Genomic DNA, 19,479 nt, shown 5'->3' with positions numbered 1-19,479 from the left:
ACGAGCGCAGCTCGTGCTTGCAAATAAACACTACCCCCTGCGCATGAGGCGGCCCACTGCGGCCATGAGTTCGGTGGACATCTCGTCGGACTTGCCTTCTTGGGTGCCTTCGGCGACGCAGTGGCGGACGTGGCCGTCGAGGAGGCCGAGGGCGACCTTGTCGAGGGCGGCTTGGACGGCGCTGATCTGGGTGAGGACGTCGATGCAGTAGCGGTCGTCCTCGACCATGCGCTCGATGCCGCGGACCTGTCCCTCGATGCGGCGCAGCCGGGTTTGGAGCTGGTCTTTGGTGGCGGTGTAGCCGCGGGTCGGGGTGTCGCTGGTGGGCATCGTCGTCCTCGCAATCGGTCCGGGGGGGTGCCGTCATGGACGGGACGGGGGCCGGGCGGTGCACCCCCTAGGGGTATGGTATCCGTCCGGGCGGGGGGACGTTCCACGAGGTGATCACGGGCCGGTCGTGCTCGGTTCCGAGTGTGGACAGGGTGCCGGTCTCCAGTTTGAACAGCCGTCCGGCCGCGGCTTCGAGGCCCAGCCAGCGGGCGGTGAGGACGCGGAGCAGGTGGCCGTGCGCGACCAGGGCCACGTCGCCGTCGGGGAGCAGCGGCCGGATCCGGCGCAGCACGGCGTCGGCGCGTTCGCCGACGTGTTCGACGGACTCGCCGGGGTGTTCGGCGTCGCCGGGGATCACGCCGTCCTCCCACAGGTACCAGCCGGGGCGGTCCTCGCGGATCCGCGCGCTGGTGATGCCTTCGTAGCCGCCGTAGTCCCATTCCCACAGGTCGGGGTCGGTGGCGTCCACGGCGAGGCCGGCGAGTTCGGCGGTGCGGCGGGCGCGGCCGGCGGGGCTGGACAGGACGCGGGCGAAGGTGCGCCCGTCCAGCAGCGGCGCGACGGCCCTGGCCTGCTCCTCGCCGTGTGCGGTGAGCGGCAGGTCGGTGCGGCCGGTGTGGCGTTTGGCGCGGCTCCACTCGGTCTCGCCGTGGCGCAGAATGATCACTTCGCCCATGCGCCCACTGTACGCAGCCGGGGGCTCGGCGCCCGGCAGGCTAGCCGAGCACCGTTTCCGCGGGGACGTGGGGCAGCCCGTGCGCCTCGGCGACATGGTCGTAGGTGAGGGCGCCGTCGTGGACGTTGAGGCCGTGGACGAGGGCCTGGTCGGCCTTGAGCGCGTCCCGCCAGCCCTTGTCGGCGATCGCGACCGCGTACGGGAGCGTGACGTTGGTGAGGGCGTGCGTGGAGGTGTTGGGAACCGATCCGGGCATGTTCGCCACGCAGTAGAAGTGCGATCCGTGCACGGGGTAGGTGGGGGAGTCGTGCGTGGTGGGGTGGGAGTCCTCGAAGCAGCCGCCCTGGTCGATGGCGATGTCGACCAGTACGGAGCCGGGGCGCATCGACGCCACCAGCGCGTTGGACACCAGCTTGGGCGCCTTGGCGCCGGGGATGAGCACCGCGCCGATCACCAGATCGGCGGACCGCACCTCCTGCTCGACGCTGTAGGCGGTGGACACGACGGTCCGCAGGCGGCCCTGGTAGACGGCGTCGATGGCGCGGAGCCTGTCGACGTTGATGTCGAGCACGGTCACCTCGGCGCCCATGCCGGCCGCGATCTGGGCGGCGTTCACCCCGGACACCCCGCCGCCGATCACGACGACGCGGGCGGGGGACACGCCGGGCACGCCGCCGGGCAGCACCCCGCGGCCGCCGTTGGAGCGCATCAGCATGTGGGCGCCGACCTGCGGCGCCAGCCGCCCGGCCACCTCCGACATGGGGGCCAGCAGCGGCAGGGAGCCGTCCGGGGCCTGGACGGTCTCGTAGGCGATGGCGGTCACCCCGGCCGACAGCAGCGCCTCGGTGCATTCGCGGGACGCGGCCAGGTGCAGGTAGGTGAACAGGATCTGGCCGCGCCGCATCCGGTGGTGCTCGGCGGGGACCGGCTCCTTGACCTTGAGGATGAGGTCGCCCTCGGCCCAGACCTCGTCCGGTCCGTCCAGGATCTTGGCCCCGGCGGCGGTGTAGTCGTCGTCGGGGATGGCCGAGCCGCTGCCGGCGCCGCGCTCGACGAACACCTCGTGTCCGCGGCGGGCCAGCTCGTGCACCCCCGCGGGCGTGATCGCCACCCGGTACTCGTGGTTCTTGATCTCGCGCGGTACGCCGACCTTCATCGCTGCCTCCCGACCTGCGGCCCAGGTCTCCGTTGACCCAGGGACTCGTTTCCAGCGTGAAGGGGACGCAATCCTCGCGCCATCAGCACGATGTAAATAAATGTTTCGCGGTGTTGACAGGATGTAAACCACCTGGAGGGGCGGGTCAGGAGGGGCCCGCCGGGTTCGCCGGACGCGGCTGCGCGGCGTGTCGCGGAGGGGGCAGCCACTCGTCGGCGATCGCCACGGTGAGCTGTTCCAGTAGCGGCCCCGCCTGCCGCATGCACCGCGCCGCGTCCGGTTCTATATCGGTCAGGGCGTAGACCGCCTGGAAGCGCGCCTTCCTGGCCTGCTCCCCGGTCAGGCCGCGCCGCCCCACGGCGGCGACCACCGGGGCGCCGGCCCTGGCCGCCGCGCGGGCCACCCCGACGGGCGCCTTGCCGCGCAGCGACGCGGCGTCCAGGGTGCCCTCGCCGGTCACCACCAGCCGGGCGCCGCGCGCCTTGGCGGGGAACCCGAGCAGGTCGAGCATCAGCGCGATGCCGGGCTCCAGCGTGGCGCCGAGGAAGGTCAGCGCGGCGAAGCCCACGCCGCCCGCGGCGCCCGCGCCCGGAAGGTCGCGGGCGCTGGTCCGGGACGCGGCCTCCGCGAGGTCCGCCCAGCGGCGCAGCCCCGCGTCCAGCAGCCGGATCTCCTCCCGGCTGGCCCCTCGCCGCCGGGCCTGGCCGACGGCGGACCCGTTGCGGCCCAGCAGCGTCCCCTCGGGCTCGCCGGCGACGATCACCCGTACCCCGGTCAGGTCGGGCATGCCACGCAGGTCCAGGCGGTGCAGGGAGCGCAGCGCCGCCCCGCCAGGGGGGAGGTCCTTGCCGAGGGCGTCCAGCAGCCGCCCGCCCAGCCCCTGGACGAGGCCCGCGCCGCCGTCGGTGCAGGCGGCGCCGCCCACGCCCAGCACGATCCGGCGGGCCCCGAGCCGCAGCGCGTGCGCCAGGAGCTGCCCGGTGCCCAGGCTGGTCGCGGAGAGCGGGCGCGGCTTGCCGCCGGGCAGCCGCCGCAGCCCCGACGCCTCGGCGACCTCGACCACCGCGTCCCGTCCGTCCAGGGCGAGCGAGGCGGTGACGGGACGGCCGGTCGGGCCGCGCACCTCCACCTCGACCCGCCGCCAGCCCGCGGCGATCGCGGCCTCGGCGGTGCCGTCGCCGCCGTCGGCCACCGGCAGCTCCACGATCGGCACCTCGGGCCGTGCGCGGCGGAGCCCGGACGCGAGATGGCGGGCGACCTCGGGCGCGGTGAGCGACCCCTTGAACCTGTCCGGCGCGAGCAGGACGTGACCGCCGGGCGGACGGTCGGGGGGAGAGTCGGGGGACGGCACAGCCACGCCTTTCGGAACCGGGGAAAGCCCTACCTTCTGCTTACGCCATGACGCCACTATTTGACACCCGGAAACCCCTTCGGAGCACCCGGAACCGGGAGCCTGGCCTGGGTCGGCGGGCGGCGGGGAGCGTCCGGGCGTCACACGGGCGTCGCACAGTCGTCACTGATGGTAGTTGCCCGTGCTCGCCGGGTCCCGAAACGGGCCGCCGGGGGCGGGTCGCGGCGCGGCCCGTCAGCTGCCCCGGTACGTGGAGTAGCCGAACGGGCTCAGCAGCAGCGGCACGTGGTGGCGTTCGGCGGGGTCGGCGATCGTGAAGATCACGCTCACTTCGGGGTAGAAGGTCGGCACGCCCAGCCCGGCGAAGTAGGGCCCGGTGCCGAACCGCAGCCGGTAGGTCCCCGGCCCCGCGGACCCGGCCTCGGGTTGCGCGCTCCAGCGGCCGTCCTCGTCGGTCACCCCCTCGTCCAGCGGCCGCCAGGTGTCGTCGATGTAGGCGTCCAGCCGTACCGGTACGCCCGCCGCCGGGCGGCCGCGCTGGGTGTCGAGGACATGGGTGGACACGCGGGCGGGCGTGGCGCCGGGCGCCGGGCCGGCCGCTGGGCTGGAGGCGGTCATGGCGCAAGTACAGCAGTCCGGGGACGCTCCGTTCACGTCGGCGCGGCGCGGTGTGACCGGCAAGTGATCGGAGTGAACTCTCCGCAGTCTTGGGGAGAGCGCTGCGTGACGGACCCCGCCCGCTATAGCCTGCCTTGGTGCGAATGCGACAGTCTGCGGGAGCCCCCAGCGACGAAGCCGGAGCGAAGGGCGGAGCCTGGCCCCCCACCGGGACGCCCGGCGACGTCGACTCCTACGCGCTGCTGCTGGCGTCCGTGCCGGAGCGCACGCGGTGGTCGTTCCGCACGCGGCTGCTGGGGCCCCTGGAGGAGTACGACAACGTCCGGCAAGCGGAACTGCTCCACACCTTGGAGGAGTTCCTCGCCTGCTCGGGTTCCTGGAACCGCACCGCCGGCCGGCTGCACGTCCATGTGAACACTCTTCGGTACCGGATCCGCCGAATCGAGGAACTAACCGGCCGAGATCTCGGCACACTTGAAGATCGGGTCGATTTCTTCCTCGCGCTGCGGGCGACGCGCCGCTGACACGGCGCCGTGCGCGCGTGGCGTGCGGGGGCGGACGCGCCGTCGGCGGCCCGATGCGCGACACTCATGCGGTATGGGCGGAACCTCCTAGGCGGGTGGTCACACGATGGATCGGGAGTCTCTCGGGCAGCGCATCAGGGCGCTGCGGATCCGGCATGGCATCAGCCAGGCCCAGCTCGCGTTCCCCGAGCTGTCCGACAGCTATATCTCGCTGATCGAGAGCGACAAGCGGGTGCCCGCGCCCAGCGTGATCGATCTGCTCGCCGGCAAGCTGAACTGCTCGCCCACCTACCTGGTGAGCGGGGTCAGCGAGGACGTGGTGGACGAGCTGCGGGTGACGCTCGACTACGCGGAGATCGCGCTGCAGAACGGCGCGCCGCAGGAGGCCAGGGCGCGGTTCGCCGAGGTGCTGGCCAACTCCGACGCCGTGGCGCTGCCCGACATGCTGCACCAGGCCCGCTGGGGGCACGCGATGGCGCTGGAGGCGTCCGGCGAGCTGGAGGAGGCGATCGCCGAGCTGCGCGTGCTGACCGCCGAGGCGTCCGCGGAGGCGGACCTGGACCACTGGGCGAAGGTGCACGTCGCGCTCAGCCGGTGCCTGCGCGAGCGCGGTGACATCAGCGCCGGGGTGGAGGCCGCCGAGGACGCGCTGCGGCATCTGATCGCCATCGGGGCCGACTCCACCGACGCCGCCGTCCACCTGGGCGCCGCGCTGCTGGCCGCGTTCATCGAGCGCGGCGACCTGGTCCGGGCCCGGCAGCTCGTGGAGCAGCTCGTGGAACGGGCGGAGCGGATCGGCAGCCCGCGCGCCCGGATGGCCGCGTACTGGGAGGCCGCCTCGGTCGCGGAGATCCGCGGGGAGTACGAGGACGGCGTCGCGCTGGCCGAGCGCGCCCTGATGCTGGCGCACGAGGCCGGGTCCCGGGGCGGTCTGAGCGACGACCCGCGCGACCTGGCCCGGTTGCGCGTGATGTACGCGGGGCTGCTGCTGCGCGCCCGCCCCGGCGAGGCCGCCCGCGCCCGCGAGATCCTGGCGCAGGTGCGCGGCGAGATCAACGCCAGCTCCGCCGGGGAGATCGATGTGGCCCGGTGCCTGACCGAGCTGGCCAGGGCCGAGACGGCGCTGGACCGCCCGGCCGAGGCGGTGACGCTGGCCGAGCAGGCCCTCGACCTGCTGGGGGACGCGCCGCGGCGGGTCACGGCGCGGGCGCTGACCGTGTTGGGTGAGGCGTGCGCGCGGCAGGGCCGCCGGGAACGCGCGATCGAGGTGCTCACCCGCGCCGCGACCCACCTGGAGCAGATGGAGTCGTCCCGCGAGGCCGCGCAGACCTGGTTCGACCTGGCCGAGCTGCTCGCCGAGACCGGCGCGCCCGAAGGCCCGCGTCTGGACGCCTACCGCCGGGCCCTCACCTGCGCGGGCGTGTGATCGGCAGGGGGTGACGCGATGTTCGGGGTGGTACGACCGTGCCGGCACGGCCTGTGCCGGCACCTGTTCGAGGACTGGATGGCGCACCTGTGCGGGTTGTGCCTGACGTTGCGCGACCGGCACGGGCAGGCCGCCCGGCTGGTCACCAACTACGACGGGCTGCTGATCTCGGTGCTGGTGGAGGCGCAGGCGCCGGAGTTGTCGCCGCGCCGTAAGGCGGGCCCGTGCGCGCTGCGCGGGATGAGGGCCGCCGAGGTGGTGGAGACGCGGGCGCGGGGCGCGCGGCTCGCGGCGGCCACCTCGCTGCTGCTGGCCGCGGGCAAGACCCGCGATCACATCGCCGACGGCGACGGCCCGTACCGCAGGCGGCTGGTCGCGGCGGCGGCGGGCCGGATGGCCGGCCGGTGGGACGCGGCGGGACGCGCGACGAGCGCCGAGGTGGGGTTCGACCCGTCCGTGCTGAGCGACGCCGTCATCCGCCAGGGCGAGCTGGAGGCCGCCGGGGGCCTGGGCCTGCTGGAGCTGACCGAGCCGACGGAGACCGCCGTGGCCGCGGCGTTCGCCCACACGGCCGTGCTGGCGGGGAAGGAGTCCAACGCCGAGGCGCTGGCCGAGGCGGGCCGTTTCTTCGGGCGCCTGGCGCACCTGATCGACGCGGTCGAGGACGTCGAGGACGACCGGCGCGCGGGGGCGTACAACCCGCTGCTCGCGACGGGCACCACCCGGGCCGAGGCCCGCAGGTACTGCGACGACGCGCTGCACGGGCTGCGGCTGGCGCTGGCCGATCTCGACCTGGAGCGGCCACGGCTGGTGCGGGCGCTGCTCGACCGTGAGGTGGGCCGCTCCGTCGACCGGGCCTTCGCGGCCCGGGCGCCCTCCGCCCGGCCGCCGCGGCCGGGTTTCCCGATCCCGTGCCTCACCGGGTCGCTGGTCTGCGTCACCTGCGGTCTCTACCAGCCGGAGTGGAGCGAGCACCACGGCAAGGGCTGCGGCGATCGCTGCTGGTGCACGCGGCACGGCGACTGCGACTGCAACTGCTGCGACTGCTGCGATTGCAGCTGCTGACGGACACGGACCCTTGACCAAGCGTGCGCTTGGTGTCACGCTCGCGGCGTGGCGAACGGGACCTTCGCGGAGATGCTGCTGGACCGGGCCGGCGACGACCATCCGGGACTGCTGTTCGAGGACGCGTCCTACACCTGGGCCGAGGTCGTGCTGGAGGCCCGCGGGCGCGCCGGGCTGCTCGCCTCCTTCGGGCCTCCGCCCGGTGCACCGGGCCGTCCCTGGCACGTCGGCGTGCTGCTGGAGAACGTCCCGGAGTACGTGTTCTGGATCGGCGGGGCGGCACTGGCCGGGGCGACCGTCGTGGGCGTCAACCCGACCCGGCGGGGGGACGAGCTGGCCGCCGACATCCGGCACACCGACTGCGACCTGATCGTCACCGACTCGGCGCACGCCGCCCTGCTGGACGGGCTCGACACCGGCGTTCCGGACGATCGCGTCCTGCGGGTGGACTCCGAGGCGTACGCCGCGCGCCTGCCCGGCGAACCGGCGGAACCGGCGCGGGTCGCGCCGGGGGACCGGCTGCTCCTGCTGTTCACCTCCGGCTCGACCGGCGCGCCCAAGGCGGTGGCATGCGGCCAGGGCAGGCTCGCCGCCATCGCGCGGAACGCCGAGCGGATGAGCATCACCCGCGACTCGGTCACCTACATCGCGATGCCGCTGTTCCACGGCAACGCGCTCATGGCCAACCTGGCGATGGCCGTGCACGCTGGCGCCACCGTCGCGATGCGCCGCAAGTTCTCCGCGTCCGGCTTCCTGCCGGACGTGCGCCGGTACGGGGTCACCTACTTCAACTACGTCGGGCGGGCCCTCGCCTATATCCTGGCCACGCCGGAACGGCCCGACGACGCCGACAACCCCCTGTGCGCGCTGTTCGGGACGGAGGCGTCCGCCCAGGACATGGCCCGCTTCAGCGCCCGGTTCGGGTGCCGGATCATCGAGGGGTACGGGTCCAGCGAGGGCGCGATCAGCATCCAGAAGACCCCGGACACGCCGCCCGACGCCCTCGGGGTCCCGCCGCAGGGCATGGAGGTGGCCGTCCTCGACCCGGCCACGGGACGGGAGTGCCCGCCCGCCCGGTTCGGCCCGGACGGCGGCCTGCTCAACCCCGGCGAGGCGATCGGGGAGATCGTCGGTCTCAACGTCGCGGCGGCGTTCGAGGGCTACTACAACAACCCGGAGGCCGACGCCGAGCGGGTCCGCGACGGCAAGTACTGGAGCGGTGACCTCGGCTACCGGGACGCCGACGGGTTCTTCTACTTCGCCGGGCGCGGCAACGACCGGCTCCGCGTCGACAGCGAGAACTTCGCCGCGGCCCCCGTCGAGCGCATCCTCTCCTGCTGGGAGCCGGTGGTGATGTGCGCGGTCTACCCCGTCCCCGACCCGCGCACGGGCGACCAGGTGATGGCGGCGCTGGAGCTGGGCGGGCCGTTCGACCCGGACGCGTTCACGGCGTTCCTCGCGGGCCGCCGCGACCTCGGGACGAAATGGGCGCCCAGGTTCGTGCGGATCGTGGAGTCGATGCCGCTGACCGCCACCGGGAAGGTCGACAAGCGCCCGCTGCGCCGCGCCCGCTGGGACGTCTCCGGGGACGGCGCGGTGTGGTGGCGCCCCGGTCGCGGCCTGGCGTACGAGCCGCTGACCGCCGGGCGGGCCGAGGCGATCTCGGCGGAGTTCCGGGCGAACGGCAGGTCACACGTCCTGACCGCCCTGTGAGGTACGGCCAGTAGTGTAGGAGCGCCGCCGAACGGTACCGAACTGGAGAACCCGGCCTCCCATGATGACCCTCACCGCTGCTTCCGTACACGCCCGCATCCCCGCCGAGGCGGGGGAGGGCTCGGCGGGCGGCACGCCCTGGCTCATGATCGCTGTGGGGTTGCTGATCGGTATCGGCATCGGGGTGCTGATCGTGGTCAGGGCCAAGCGCGCCAACCCGATGCCGGGGAACCGGCCCGGCGGCGGAGCGGCGAAGGGGAGGAGCGACCGTGAGTAAGGCGGTGCCTGCCAAGACCGCCGGTGGCGGCGCCCTGGACGTCGTGCGCGCCGCGATGGTCGCGCTGGCCGCGTCCGTCGCGGTCCTGGTCGCCGGGCTGGTGCTCGGCGGCGCGGTGGCCGAGCAGGTCATCCCCGGTCTCGGCGACGCGGGCACCGTCACCCGCTGGGGGCTGCCGGTGTCGCGCCTGGCGATGGACCTCGCCGCCACGGCGACGGTCGGGCTGCTGCTGGCCGCGACCGTCCTGCTGCCCCTGGAGGGCGGCGGGACCGGTTCCAGCCGGGACACGCCCCGGCTGGGGGACGACGCGATCGGCTACCTGCGGGCGGCGTCCTGGGCCGCCGCCGCCTGGGGCACCGCCGCCGCGTCCACCCTGGTGTTCACGGTCGCGGACGTGCTCGGCCTGCCGGTCGGCCAGGTCCTCACCGGCAACGAGCTGAGCGGCTACGTCGGGCGGCTGCCGCAGGGCACGGCGCTGATGATCGTGGTGCTGCTGGCCGTGGTGGTCGCGCTGCTGGCGCGCACCACCGTCACCCCGGCCGCCTCGTTCGGGCTGCTGCTGACGGCCGGGATCGCCCTGCTGCCGCCGCCGCTGACCGGGCACTCCGCCTCGGCCGCCAACCACACGGTCGCGACCACCGGCGTGGCGCTGCACGTGCTGGCCGTGGCCCTGTGGGTGGGCGGCCTGTGCGCCGTGCTGGCGCACGCGCTGACCCGCAGGGGACGGCTGGACGTGGCCGCCGCCCGGTTCAGCCGGATGGCGCTGTGGTGCTTCGTCGCGGTCGGGCTCAGCGGCCTGGTCAACGTGCTGGCCCGGCTGCCCGACCCGGCGGAGCTGCTGACCACTGACTACGGGCGGCTGGCCCTGGGCAAGATGCTGCTGTTCGCGGGGCTGGGCTGGTTCGGCTGGTGGCACCGCGGCAGGACGCTGCCCGCGCTGGCCGACCGCCGTCCCGGCGCGTTCACCCGGCTGGCCACCGTGGAGATCGCGATCATGGGCGCCACCATGGGCCTCGCGGTGGCGCTGGCCCGCACCGCGCCGCCGCCTCCCGCCGGGGCGGAGTCGGCCGTCAAGGCGCTGCTCGGCTACGACATGCCGCCCGCGATCACGCCGGGCCGGCTGGCCACGCTCTGGCAGTTCGACTTCTTCTTCGCCGTGCTGGTCGCGGTGCTCGGCGGGCTCTACCTGGCCGGGGTGGCGCGGCTGCGCCGCCGCGGCGACCGCTGGTCGCCCGGCCGCACCGCCGCGTGGCTGCTCGGCCTGGCCACGATCGTGATCAGCACGCAGACCGGGATCGCCAAGTACGCCCCGATCCTGTTCAGTGTCCACATGGCCCAGCACATGGTGCTGAACATGCTCACCCCGATCCTGCTGGTGCTGGGCGCGCCGGTCACGCTCGCCCTGCGCGCGCTGAAGCCGGCCGCGATCCGCGGCGACCGGGGCCCCCGCGAATGGCTGGTGGCGGTCCTGCACAGCCGCGCCGTCGCGGTCCTGGCGCACCCGGCGGTGGCCACGGTGATCTTCGTGGCGGGCACGTTCGCGCTGTACTTCACCCCGCTGTTCGAGTCCGCGATGCGCAACCACCTCGGGCACATCGCGATGACGATCCACTTCCTGCTGGCGGGCTCGCTGTTCTTCTGGGTGCTGATCGGCGTCGACCCGGCGCCGCGCACACTGCCGTACCCGGGACGGATCCTGCTGCTGTTCGTGACGATGCCGTTCCACGCGTTCTTCGGCATCGCCCTGATGAACCTGGCGCGGCCGCTGGCCCGCGGCTGGTACACCGCCGTCGACCCGCCGTGGGGCGCCTCGCTGCTCAGCGACCAGCACACCGGCGGCGCGATCGCCTGGGGCTTCGGGGAGATCCCCACCTTCATCGTGCTGATCGCGCTGGCGTTCCAGTGGTACTTCGACGACCAGCGGCAGGCCCGGCGCCTGGACCGCAAGGCCGACCGTGCCGAGGAGCGCAGGACGGCGGCGGCGGGGGAGGGTGGGGACCCCGCCCCGCCCGCGGAGGACGACGAGCTGGCCGCCTACAACGCCCACCTCGCCAAGCTGGCCGAACGCCACGAGCGTTCCCGCAAGGGCTGACCCCGGCGGAAGGTTCACCCGCGCGGGGGAGCGGACGCCTCCCGCAGGAGGAGGCCACCGGCGCGCTGGTCTGTCACCATCGAGGCGTGTTGCGAAGGGCCTTCCGGACGGCGCTGCGGCCCGTCCGGCCAGTGGCGGGACGGGCGTTCTGGCGGCGCTGGTCGTACCTCGTCGGGGGCGGCGCCCTGCTCATGCCGTACTGGTTCGTGTCGATGGCGGCGGTGCCCGCCCTGCGGCTCGGCGCGACCTTCACGGTGGCGCTGTGCTTCCTGCTGCCGCCGCTGGGCACGTTCGTCACCGGGCTCGTCCCCGCGGTCAGGCTGCTGGAGGGCGCGGCGGCCAAGGAACTGCTCGGCGGCCCCATCACCGGCCTTGCCACCGGTCCGTCCAGGACCTGGGAGGACCGGGCCCGCACGGGGCTGTGGTTCACGCTGCACCTGCACGCGGGGGTGGTGGTCAGCGGCCTGAGCCTGCTGGTGCCCCCGTTCGCCGCGGTGCTGATCCTGGCGCCGGTGGTGCGCTGGGACGACGACTTCCTGAGCAAGTCGGGTGCGCCGGACATCTTCCCGAAGTGGCCGCTGCCGTTCGCGGGGGTGGCGACGCTGGCCGCCATGCTCGCCGTGATCATGGTCTCGGGAACGGTGCTGTCCCGCCTGGCCCCCCGCCTCCTGGGCCCGTCGGCGGCCGACCGGGTGGCCGAGCTCGAACAGCGGGCCGTCCGGCTGGCCGAACGCAACCGGCTGGCCCGCGAGCTGCACGACTCGGTCGGTCACGCGCTGAGCGTCGTCACGCTACAGGCGGGCGCGGCCAGGCGCGTCCTCGACCACGACCCGGTCTTCGCCCGGGAGGCGCTGGGCGCCATCGAGGAGTCGGCGCGGTCGGCCCTGCGCGACCTCGACCACGTGCTGGGGCTGCTGCGCGAGGACGCCTCGCGCACCGCGCCCCAGTCCACCCTCAAGGACCTGGACCGGCTGCTGGAACGCACGAGGATCGCCGGGATCGAACTGGACTCGAAGGTGGGCCCGGAAGTGGACGAGGTGCCCGCCGCCGTGTCCCGCGAGGCGTACCGGATCGTCCAAGAGGGACTGACCAACGCGCTGCGGCATGCCGGCCGGGTGCCGGTGCGGCTCTGGATCGGAGTGCGCGGCGACCGCCTGGAGGTGGAGATGAGCAACCCGCTGGGATCGGCGGGCGACCGGGCCGGACGTACCGGCGGAGGCCGGGGCCTGCGCGGCGTCCGCGAGCGCGTGACCGTGCTCGGCGGAGTGATGGACGCGGGCCCGGACGGGGCGGGCCGCTGGCGCCTGGAGGTCACCCTGCCGCTCGGGATGCGCCCATGACCGGCGCGACCGGCGTGCTGCTGGTGGACGACGAGCGGCTGATCCGCGCCGGCCTCGCCGCGATCATCGCGGCCGAGCCCGACCTGGAGGTGGTCGGCGAGGCCGGCGACGGCGCCGAGGTGCCCGGCCAGGTCGCCAGGCTGCGCCCCGACGTGATCCTCATGGACGTGCGGATGCCCCGGCTGGACGGCATCCAGGCCACCCGGCGCATCCTGGAGACGGTCCCCGACCCGCCCAAGATCATCGTGGTGACCACGTTCGAGAACGACGAGTACGTCTACGACGCGCTGAAGGCGGGGGCGCACGGGTTCCTGCTCAAGCGCACGAGGCCGGAGGAGATCCTCCAGGCCATCCGGATGGTGGCGCACGGCGACACCCTGCTGTTCCCGGCCGCGATCCGTGCCCTGGCCGCCCGGCACGGCACCGGCGGGGGCGACGGCGCGGGCGCCCGCTGGCACGAGCGGCTCACCGAGCGGGAGGGCGACGTGCTGCGGCTGATGGCGCGGGGCCACTCCAACGCCGAGATCGCCGCCGAGCTGTTCGTCAGCCCGCAGACCGTCAAGACCCATGTCGGCAACGTCCTGGCCAAGCTGAACGCCCGTGACCGCACCCAGGCGGTGATCCTGGCCTACGAAACCGGCTACATCGTCCCGTCGTGACGGGCCGCCTATGATCGGCCGCATGGCTCCCTTCCGCTTCGGTTTCAACTTCCTCGACCTGGGCGCGCGGGCGGAGTTCCTGGCCCGGTGCCGGCGCGGCGAGGACCTCGGGTACGACGTGGCGCTCGTCCCCGACCATCTCGGCGCGCCCGCCCCGTTCCCCGCCATGGTCGCCGCGGCGGAGGCGACCGAACGGCTGCGCGTGGGCACGTTCGTCCTCAACAACGGCTTCTGGAACCCGCATCTGCTGGCCCGCGAGGTCGCCACGGCGGACGTGCTCACCGGCGGGCGTGTCGAGCTCGGCCTGGGCGCGGGCCACATGAAATGGGAGTTCGACGCGGCCGGGATCCCCTGGGAGCCGTTCGCCGCCCGCGCCGAGCGGCTCTCCCGGACGGTCGAGGAGCTGAGCGCGATCTTCGGCGGCCCCGGCTACCCGGAGGGCGCCGCGGTCAAGGAGCACTACGGCCTCGCCGAGCTGAGGCCCGTCCAGCGGCACGGGTTCGGCGGGCACGGGCCGCCGCTGCTGATCGGCGGCACCGGCGACGGCGTGCTCTCGGTCGCCGCCCGGCACGCCGACATCATCGGCATCGCGGGCACGTACCAGGTCAGGGACGAGCCGCCCGGGACCTTCCGGCTCGGCAAGGCCGAAGAGGCCGACGAGCGGATCCGCTTCGTCGGGGAACGGGCCGGTGACCGGTTCGGCGACCTGGAGCTCAACCTGCTGGTGCAGCTCGTCATGGTCACCGGCGACCGCCGCGCCGCCGCGGAGGAACTGGCCACACGGCAACCCCACCTGACGGTGGACGAGATCCTCGACTGCCCGTTCCTGCTGATCGGCACCGTCGAGCAGATGGCGGAGCAACTCCGCGCAGGACTGGAGCGCTACGGCTTCTCCTACATCACCGTCCACTCACCCTTCATGGAGGCGTTCGGCCCTGTCATCGAACACCTCAAGAGCCGGTAGGAGAGGCATCAAGACCAGATACCGATCACTCGGGGCCAGCGCCGACCGGTGCGGACGGGCACGAGCTGCGCTCTGCGGTCCTTGAGCTCAACCGCGTGTCAGCCAGTTCGTCGCCATGTCCCCCAGCATCGAGCGGACGGTCAGGACCGCGACGCCCAGGGTGAGGATCGGCATGATCACCCAGCGTTCCACCTTGCCGTCGGTGCGGGGGACGACGGGGATCTCGACGCGCCATTTCATGGGCCAGAGGACGGGGCAGCCGCGTGGGGTGAGGCAGTCGCCGATGACGTGCGCCATGCAGCCGAGGCCGACGGCGAAACCGGCGAAGCTCATGTCGAGGTCGTGCATGAGCCAGACGGCGACGGCGGCGACCGCGCAGTCGGTGAGGGCGGATTGCGGTTCCTTGCCTTCGAAGTCGAGGCCGATTCCGCGTAGTCCGAAGCCGACGATGACGAACAGGGCCGCCCACCATCCGTAGGGGAAGTGGGTGGCGAGAAGGTCCATCGCCAGGCCCATGAGGACGGCGAACACCAGCGAGTGGGTGGCCTGCCGGTGACCGCCGGACGCCTTCCCGATCCATTTGCACAGCCGTTTGGTGATGGGGCCGAAGGTGTTGGCGATCCGGCCGTTGTGGTGGTCGATGTCGGGGAGGAGCGCGGCGCCGGCGCAGACCACGGCACCCGCGATGAGCTGGGCGGGGGTCAGGGAGATGGCGTGGTCGCCGAGGAGCCGTTCCTGGCTGAGGAGGGGGACGGCGCCCAGCCATACGAGCGCGCCGCTGAGGGCGTGCGTCTGCCCCATCATGTGTCGTTCTCCCTGCTATTCCGTTGTTCCGGCTGGTTCAACCGGTACGTCCTCCTCGCGGGACTGTAGCCCGTGGGTGTGCGGTGGGCCGGGCGGCGCGCCGTTGCGGCCGCTCGTCCTTCTTGGAGTGGCCTCGTTGCCGTATGGTTCTATTGGGTGATATTTCAATAATTGACTCTTGAACTATTCGCGAAGGGGCACGGCATGAAGATCGCGCTGATCGGGGCCACGGGAATGATCGGGAGCAGGATCGCCGCCGAGGCGAGGTCGCGGGGCCACGAGGTCACCGGCATCACCCGCAGCGGCAGCGACGGCACCGTGACGGCGGACGCGCGCGACGCCGAGTCGGTCGCCGCCGCGGTCCGCGGCCATGACGCTGTGGTGGACGCGGTCGCCCCACCACGTGACGGCTCGGACGCCACGCCCCCGATGCTGGAGTACGCCCGCGGCATCCTGGAGGGGATGCGTTCGGCCGGGGTGCGGCGGCTGCTGATCGTCGGCGGTGCGAGCAGCCTGGAGGTCGCGCCGGGCGTCCGGCTGTTCGACAGCCCGAAGTTCCCCGAGGCCGCCAGGAACGAGGCGGCGGCCGGGATCGCCCAGTTCGCGCTGATCCGCGAGGAGGCCGGCGACCTCGACTGGACCTATGTCTCGCCCGCCGCCATCATCGCGCCCGGGGAGCGCACCGGCACGTTCCGGGTCGGCGGTGACCAGTTGCTGACCGACGCCGAGGGCAACAGCTCCATCAGCGCCGAGGACTACGCGATCGCGCTCGTGGACGAGCTGGAGAAGGGCCAGGCCATCCGCCGCCGCATCAGCGTCGCGTACTGAGGACGCCGGGTCAGGCCGGGAGGCGGCGCCAGGCCGGGGAACGGGTGCCGGGCTCGTAGGGCGAGTCGAGCCGCTTCGCGAGGATGCCGGGCAGCCCCTGGTCGCGGGCCGCCTCCCGTACCGCGGCGGCCTCGCCCGGATACCACGGCGCCGTCTGCCAGCGCGCGCCGTTCAGCTCCAGGCCGTCGAGCAGTTCGCGGCGCCGTTCGTACGGCTCGTCGAGCAGCGACCGCCCGTCCAGGTAGAGCAGGTCGAACAGCAGGTATGTCTCGCGCCCCTCGACCGTGGCGAGCTCCCCGTCCAGGACGGCGGGCCGCGCTCCCAGCGCCTGCCCGAGCCTGGACCCGAGCCCGGCCGGGCCGCCGGTCTCACGGCCGCGCCCGTCGGTGAACCGGGTCCGGCCGCCCTCCACGTACGCGAGCAGGCGCCGCCCGTCCCACGCGAACTCGAAGGCGTGGCTTTTCTGGTCGCGGGGGAGCCGGTCGCGCTTCTCCGGCAGCATCGGCCGCACCACGCCGGGCATCGGTTCCGCGTCCGGGTCGGCGGGCGGGTCCATGCGGTGGATCATCCAGTTGTCGCCGCGGGTGCGGAACAGCACGTACCGTCCCGAGACCCGCGAGCCGTGGAAGACCACCTTCACCTCGCGTTCGGACCACTTCTCGGTCTCGTACGTCCCGCGGTCCCAGATCATCGTCCGCCCGGCGCCGTACTCGCCCTGAGGGATCTCGCCCTCGAACGCGGCGTACTCCAGCGGATGGTCCTCGGTGTGGACCGCGAGGTGGTTGGTCTTGGGATCGGCCGGGATCCCCTTGGGCACCGCCCACGACACCAGCACCCCGTCGCGTTCCAGCCGCAGGTCCCAGTGCAGGCTGCGCGCGTGGTGCTCCTGGATCACGAAGGTGTCGTCGTCCCCTTCGGGAAGGGGACCCTCGGACGGGACGGGCTCGGGCGTCTTGCCGGCGGCCCGCTTGCCCCGGTAGGCGGCGAGCCGGTCGTCGCCCTTCCGGGCCTTCTTGGTCTTCTTCTCGGCGGCCACGCCCGTTCCCTACCCCTTCCGTACGGGCGGACTCACCGCGCGGGACGGCACGAGGGGGTCACTTGATGAAAACGGCGTAGTCGGCCAGCTCGGAGGTGAGCGTGGGCGGCAGGCCCGCCAGCGCGGCGAGCTCCTCCGCGGACATGAACCCGCCCGTCTCCGACCGCACCCGCTCGATCTTCACGGCCAGCTCGGGCGTCACGCCCGGCAGCAGGGTCAGCACCTCGGCGGGCGCGTGGTTGACGTCCACCAGGCCGCCGTCGTTGTACCGGCGGGGCAGGTCGGGACGGCCGATGCCCAGCTCCCTGGCCAGCTTCGGGTCCTCCGCGGCCAGGTCCCGCGCCTTCTGCCGCAGCGCCCGGTGCCGCCGCACCTGCTCGATCGCCTTCTCGTTGTCGACGCCCGACAGCCCGTCGGGGTCGAACACCTTGCGCCGGATCAGGAACGCGTGCCCGCACCCCACCACGGCCAGCAGGAACATCAGCACGCCCACGGCCCCCTGGGTGCCGCCCGGCTCCCGGCTCACGCCGGGCAGCAGGGTCAGCATCAGCAGGAACACCCCGATGTAGGCGACCGAGGCGACCGCCAGGTGCGCGCTGCGCCGCCACAGAGCCGCCGCCGCGAAGGTGAACGGGGTGGCGTACCCCAGGGTCAGGAAAGGCAGCGCCGCCCATGTCACGCTCACCGCGGCACGCCCCGGCGGCATGCTGTCCGACGGAACCCGTGGTTCGTACGGCACTGGAGCTCTCATCGGATGCTCTCCACGCTCTCCCGAGCCGATCTGGGTCTTGTTGGGCTCTTGATCCTTTTTGTACCCGTGAACGTGGTCAGGGAAGGTTCAGGGAAGAGTCAGGATCTCGTGGCCGTCCTCCGTCACCAGCACGGTGTGCTCGAACTGCGCGGTCCGCTTGCGATCCTTGGTGACGACCGTCCAGCCGTCCTTCCAGATGTCGTAGTCGTGCACGCCGAGGGTGAGCATCGGCTCGATGGTGAACGTCATGCCCGGCTGCATCACCGTCGTCGCGGCCGGGTCGTCGTAATGCGGCACCACCAGCCCCGAGTGGAACGTGGTGCCGATCCCGTGCCCGGTGAAGTCGCGCACCACCCCGTAACCGAACCGCTTGGCATAGGACTCGATGACGCGGCCGATCACGTTCAGCGCGCGGCCCGGGGCGACCGCGCGGATGCCGCGCATCATCGCCTCGCGGGTGCGCTCCACCAGAAGCCGCGACTCCTCGTCCACGTCCCCGCACAGGAATGTGGCGTCGGTGTCACCGTGCACGCCGTCGATGAACGCGGTGATGTCGATGTTGATGATGTCGCCGTCCCGCAGCACCGTGTCGTCCGGGATGCCATGGCAGATCACCTCGTTGATCGAGGTGCACAACGATTTGGGAAAGCCCCGGTAGCCCAGCGTGGACGGGTAGGCGCCGTGGTCGAGCAGGAACTCGTGCCCGATGACGTCCAGCTCGTCGGTGGTCACGCCGGGACGGACGTGCCTGCCGACCTCTTCCAGCGCCTGTGCGGCGATTCTCCCGGCCACCCGCATCTTCTCGATGATCTCGGGCGTCTTGACATCGGGCTCACCGGTCTTGGGGCGCTTCTTCCCTACGTACTCCGGACGCGGGATATGTGCGGGAACCTTGCGCATAGGGGAGACGCGGCCAGGCCGGAGTAGTTGGGTCGTCATGCAAAGGGAGTGTAGTCAGCCGGTCCCGGGCACCAATCCCCAGGCGACGGCGATTATGTACCGCGTTGAGGAGGCGTCATGAAGGGCATGCCGGGCAAGGACGACGGTGATTGGTGGTTCTGTCTGAAGCACATGAAGGTCGAGCACGGCGCCGGGTGCCCTAACAAGGACCGCATGGGTCCTTATGACTCGGAATCGGCGGCGGCCAACGCGTTGGAAACGGCGCGCCGGCGCAACGAGGCGTGGCGGGCGCAGGACGATGACGACGACTAGTCCGTCGTCGGGCCGCTGACGGCGTCCAGCAGGCGGGCCAGGCGGCGCCGCAGGCCCTTGGAGGAGGTGGACGGCCCGCCGCCCGTCTGGTCGCCGGCGGCGGCGCTCACCAGATGCTGGGCGCCGTCGAAGGTGACCAGCCGCTCGTCCGGGGGCACGGTCAGCGCCTCGTGCGCCAGGCCGCGCAGCTCACGGTCGCCGCCGTCCATCGCGAGGATCACCGCGCCGGTGCGGCGCGCGTCGTCGACCCTTTCCAGCAGCGGCTCGGGGGCCTCGTCCTCGGCGACCACGAACAGCGTCTCGCCGCGCCGTGCCGCCTCCAGCCGTTCCAGCCCGATCGAGAGGTGCGGCGGCGCGCCGGGCGGCGGCGACCAGCGCACCAGGGTGGGGGAGAGGCCGGGCAGCCCGCTCAGCCTGCTCTCGTCGTCGAGATGCGCCGCCATGTGCCAGGGGTCGCCCGCCGGGGTCCCCACCAGCAGCAGCCCGCCCGGGGTGCGCGCGCTGGTGCGCAGTGCCCGTCCGAACTCGCCGGTGCGCTCAAGCCAGCCGGTGGCGGCCAGCACCTCCCGCAGCATCGTGACCTGCTCGGCGTCCACCCGACCATGGTGCACGAACCCGGGGCCGCCCCACGTGGTTTTGCGCACCGCCTGGCAAACT

At 73.1% G+C, this 19,479-nt stretch carries 20 protein-coding genes and 1 pseudogene; 11 read left to right on the top strand and 10 right to left on the bottom strand.

The annotated features are described in order from the left end of the window. Positions 1-30 precede the first annotated feature (30 nt). From QSK21_RS08200 to uraH, 5 genes are all read right to left on the bottom strand, one after another. Positions 31-330, bottom strand: a complete 300-nt coding sequence (locus QSK21_RS08200; RefSeq protein ID WP_285694756.1) for a metal-sensitive transcriptional regulator — start codon at positions 328-330, stop codon at positions 31-33. Positions 331-397: 67 nt separating this feature from the next. After that, positions 398-1,006 (bottom strand): histidine phosphatase family protein, encoded by a 609-nt coding sequence (locus tag QSK21_RS08195; protein WP_285694755.1) that lies wholly within the window; start codon positions 1,004-1,006, stop codon positions 398-400. A gap of 40 nt (positions 1,007-1,046) precedes the next feature. Next, complete coding sequence (gene ald, locus QSK21_RS08190; protein WP_285694754.1) at positions 1,047-2,162, bottom strand: alanine dehydrogenase; 1,116 nt, start codon at positions 2,160-2,162, stop codon at positions 1,047-1,049. Between the two features lie 145 nt (positions 2,163-2,307). Continuing rightward, on the bottom strand, positions 2,308-3,513 hold the full coding sequence (locus tag QSK21_RS08185) for a glycerate kinase (RefSeq protein ID WP_285694753.1): 1,206 nt from the start codon (positions 3,511-3,513) through the stop codon (positions 2,308-2,310). Positions 3,514-3,747: 234 nt separating this feature from the next. After that, positions 3,748-4,131 carry a hydroxyisourate hydrolase gene (gene uraH / locus QSK21_RS08180; protein ID WP_285694752.1) on the bottom strand — a complete coding sequence of 128 codons (384 nt, stop codon included), beginning with the start codon at positions 4,129-4,131 and terminating at the stop codon, positions 3,748-3,750. A gap of 221 nt (positions 4,132-4,352) precedes the next feature. On the opposite strand from uraH, the pseudogene QSK21_RS08175 reads away from it, so the two are divergent. From QSK21_RS08175 to QSK21_RS08135, 9 genes and pseudogenes are all read left to right on the top strand, one after another. After that, positions 4,353-4,655, top strand: a pseudogene (locus QSK21_RS08175) (PucR family transcriptional regulator); the annotation flags it as partial. A 106-nt stretch (positions 4,656-4,761) separates the two neighbouring features. After that, on the top strand, positions 4,762-6,081 hold the full coding sequence (locus tag QSK21_RS08170) for a tetratricopeptide repeat protein (protein ID WP_285694750.1): 1,320 nt from the start codon (positions 4,762-4,764) through the stop codon (positions 6,079-6,081). Positions 6,082-6,099: 18 nt separating this feature from the next. Further along, on the top strand, positions 6,100-7,146 hold the full coding sequence (locus QSK21_RS08165) for a DUF5685 family protein (protein WP_285694749.1): 1,047 nt from the start codon (positions 6,100-6,102) through the stop codon (positions 7,144-7,146). A 48-nt stretch (positions 7,147-7,194) separates the two neighbouring features. Further along, a complete protein-coding gene (locus QSK21_RS08160) occupies positions 7,195-8,859 on the top strand; it encodes an AMP-binding protein (protein ID WP_285694747.1) in 1,665 nt (554 codons plus the stop codon). Between the two features lie 61 nt (positions 8,860-8,920). Further along, positions 8,921-9,136: a hypothetical protein gene (locus QSK21_RS08155; RefSeq protein WP_285694745.1), complete on the top strand. Its 216-nt coding sequence runs from the start codon at positions 8,921-8,923 to the stop codon at positions 9,134-9,136. Next, positions 9,129-11,228, top strand: a complete 2,100-nt coding sequence (locus tag QSK21_RS08150; protein WP_352231262.1) for a bifunctional copper resistance protein CopD/cytochrome c oxidase assembly protein — start codon at positions 9,129-9,131, stop codon at positions 11,226-11,228. Before QSK21_RS08155 ends, QSK21_RS08150 begins: the two co-directional genes overlap by 8 nt. A gap of 86 nt (positions 11,229-11,314) precedes the next feature. Further along, complete coding sequence (locus QSK21_RS08145) at positions 11,315-12,568, top strand: sensor histidine kinase (protein WP_285694744.1); 1,254 nt, start codon at positions 11,315-11,317, stop codon at positions 12,566-12,568. Beyond that, the gene (locus QSK21_RS08140; RefSeq protein ID WP_285694742.1) at positions 12,565-13,227 is read left to right on the top strand and encodes a response regulator transcription factor; all 663 of its coding nucleotides are present in this window, start codon (positions 12,565-12,567) and stop codon (positions 13,225-13,227) included. The genes QSK21_RS08145 and QSK21_RS08140 overlap by 4 nt, the downstream gene beginning before the upstream one ends. Before the next feature lie 22 nt (positions 13,228-13,249). Continuing rightward, positions 13,250-14,191: an LLM class F420-dependent oxidoreductase gene (locus QSK21_RS08135; RefSeq protein WP_285694741.1), complete on the top strand. Its 942-nt coding sequence runs from the start codon at positions 13,250-13,252 to the stop codon at positions 14,189-14,191. Between the two features lie 87 nt (positions 14,192-14,278). Here the strand turns inward: QSK21_RS08135 and QSK21_RS08130 are convergent, their stop codons facing one another. Next, complete coding sequence (locus QSK21_RS08130) at positions 14,279-14,995, bottom strand: metal-dependent hydrolase (RefSeq protein ID WP_285694739.1); 717 nt, start codon at positions 14,993-14,995, stop codon at positions 14,279-14,281. 204 nt (positions 14,996-15,199) lie between these two features. Here QSK21_RS08130 and QSK21_RS08125 point away from each other — a divergent pair, with 204 nt between their 5' ends. After that, a complete protein-coding gene (locus QSK21_RS08125) occupies positions 15,200-15,823 on the top strand; it encodes an NAD(P)-dependent oxidoreductase (RefSeq protein ID WP_285694738.1) in 624 nt (207 codons plus the stop codon). Positions 15,824-15,833: 10 nt separating this feature from the next. Here QSK21_RS08125 and QSK21_RS08120 read toward each other — a convergent pair whose 3' ends face one another. The 3 genes from QSK21_RS08120 to map form a co-directional block, all read right to left on the bottom strand. After that, positions 15,834-16,859 (bottom strand): DNA polymerase ligase N-terminal domain-containing protein, encoded by a 1,026-nt coding sequence (locus QSK21_RS08120; protein ID WP_285694736.1) that lies wholly within the window; start codon positions 16,857-16,859, stop codon positions 15,834-15,836. A gap of 58 nt (positions 16,860-16,917) precedes the next feature. Then, complete coding sequence (locus QSK21_RS08115; protein ID WP_285694734.1) at positions 16,918-17,544, bottom strand: helix-hairpin-helix domain-containing protein; 627 nt, start codon at positions 17,542-17,544, stop codon at positions 16,918-16,920. A gap of 153 nt (positions 17,545-17,697) precedes the next feature. Next, entirely contained in the window at positions 17,698-18,549 is an 852-nt protein-coding gene (map, locus tag QSK21_RS08110; protein WP_285694733.1) for a type I methionyl aminopeptidase, read from the bottom strand. 78 nt (positions 18,550-18,627) lie between these two features. Between map and QSK21_RS08105 the strand changes: the two genes are divergently transcribed. Then, positions 18,628-18,822, top strand: a complete 195-nt coding sequence (locus tag QSK21_RS08105) for a hypothetical protein (protein ID WP_285694732.1) — start codon at positions 18,628-18,630, stop codon at positions 18,820-18,822. Here the strand turns inward: QSK21_RS08105 and QSK21_RS08100 are convergent. Then, a complete protein-coding gene (locus tag QSK21_RS08100) occupies positions 18,819-19,418 on the bottom strand; it encodes a hypothetical protein (RefSeq protein ID WP_285694731.1) in 600 nt (199 codons plus the stop codon). The genes QSK21_RS08105 and QSK21_RS08100 overlap by 4 nt on opposite strands. Between the last annotated feature and the right edge of the window lie 61 nt (positions 19,419-19,479).

The organism is Actinomadura sp. NBRC 104412 (assembly GCF_030269515.1).
Lineage (GTDB): Bacteria > Actinomycetota > Actinomycetes > Streptosporangiales > Streptosporangiaceae > Spirillospora.
Note: the sequence above shows the minus strand (reverse complement) of the source record. Positions and strands in the feature narration are given on the sequence as shown.

Excerpts from the sequence above, each read along its gene's own strand:
- QSK21_RS08125 (WP_285694738.1), top strand. The coding sequence starts at position 15,200 with ATGAAGATCGCGCTGATCGGGGCCACGGGAATGATCGGGAGCAGGATC.
- QSK21_RS08130 (WP_285694739.1), bottom strand. The coding sequence starts at position 14,995 with ATGATGGGGCAGACGCACGCCCTCAGCGGCGCGCTCGTATGGCTGGGC.
- ald (WP_285694754.1), bottom strand. The coding sequence starts at position 2,162 with ATGAAGGTCGGCGTACCGCGCGAGATCAAGAACCACGAGTACCGGGTG.
- QSK21_RS08200 (WP_285694756.1), bottom strand. The coding sequence starts at position 330 with ATGCCCACCAGCGACACCCCGACCCGCGGCTACACCGCCACCAAAGAC.
- QSK21_RS08105 (WP_285694732.1), top strand. The coding sequence starts at position 18,628 with ATGAAGGGCATGCCGGGCAAGGACGACGGTGATTGGTGGTTCTGTCTG.
- uraH (WP_285694752.1), bottom strand. The coding sequence starts at position 4,131 with ATGACCGCCTCCAGCCCAGCGGCCGGCCCGGCGCCCGGCGCCACGCCC.
- QSK21_RS08170 (WP_285694750.1), top strand. The coding sequence starts at position 4,762 with ATGGATCGGGAGTCTCTCGGGCAGCGCATCAGGGCGCTGCGGATCCGG.
- QSK21_RS08140 (WP_285694742.1), top strand. The coding sequence starts at position 12,565 with ATGACCGGCGCGACCGGCGTGCTGCTGGTGGACGACGAGCGGCTGATC.
- QSK21_RS08195 (WP_285694755.1), bottom strand. The coding sequence starts at position 1,006 with ATGGGCGAAGTGATCATTCTGCGCCACGGCGAGACCGAGTGGAGCCGC.
- map (WP_285694733.1), bottom strand. The coding sequence starts at position 18,549 with ATGACGACCCAACTACTCCGGCCTGGCCGCGTCTCCCCTATGCGCAAG.
- QSK21_RS08155 (WP_285694745.1), top strand. The coding sequence starts at position 8,921 with ATGATGACCCTCACCGCTGCTTCCGTACACGCCCGCATCCCCGCCGAG.
- QSK21_RS08135 (WP_285694741.1), top strand. The coding sequence starts at position 13,250 with ATGGCTCCCTTCCGCTTCGGTTTCAACTTCCTCGACCTGGGCGCGCGG.
- QSK21_RS08165 (WP_285694749.1), top strand. The coding sequence starts at position 6,100 with ATGTTCGGGGTGGTACGACCGTGCCGGCACGGCCTGTGCCGGCACCTG.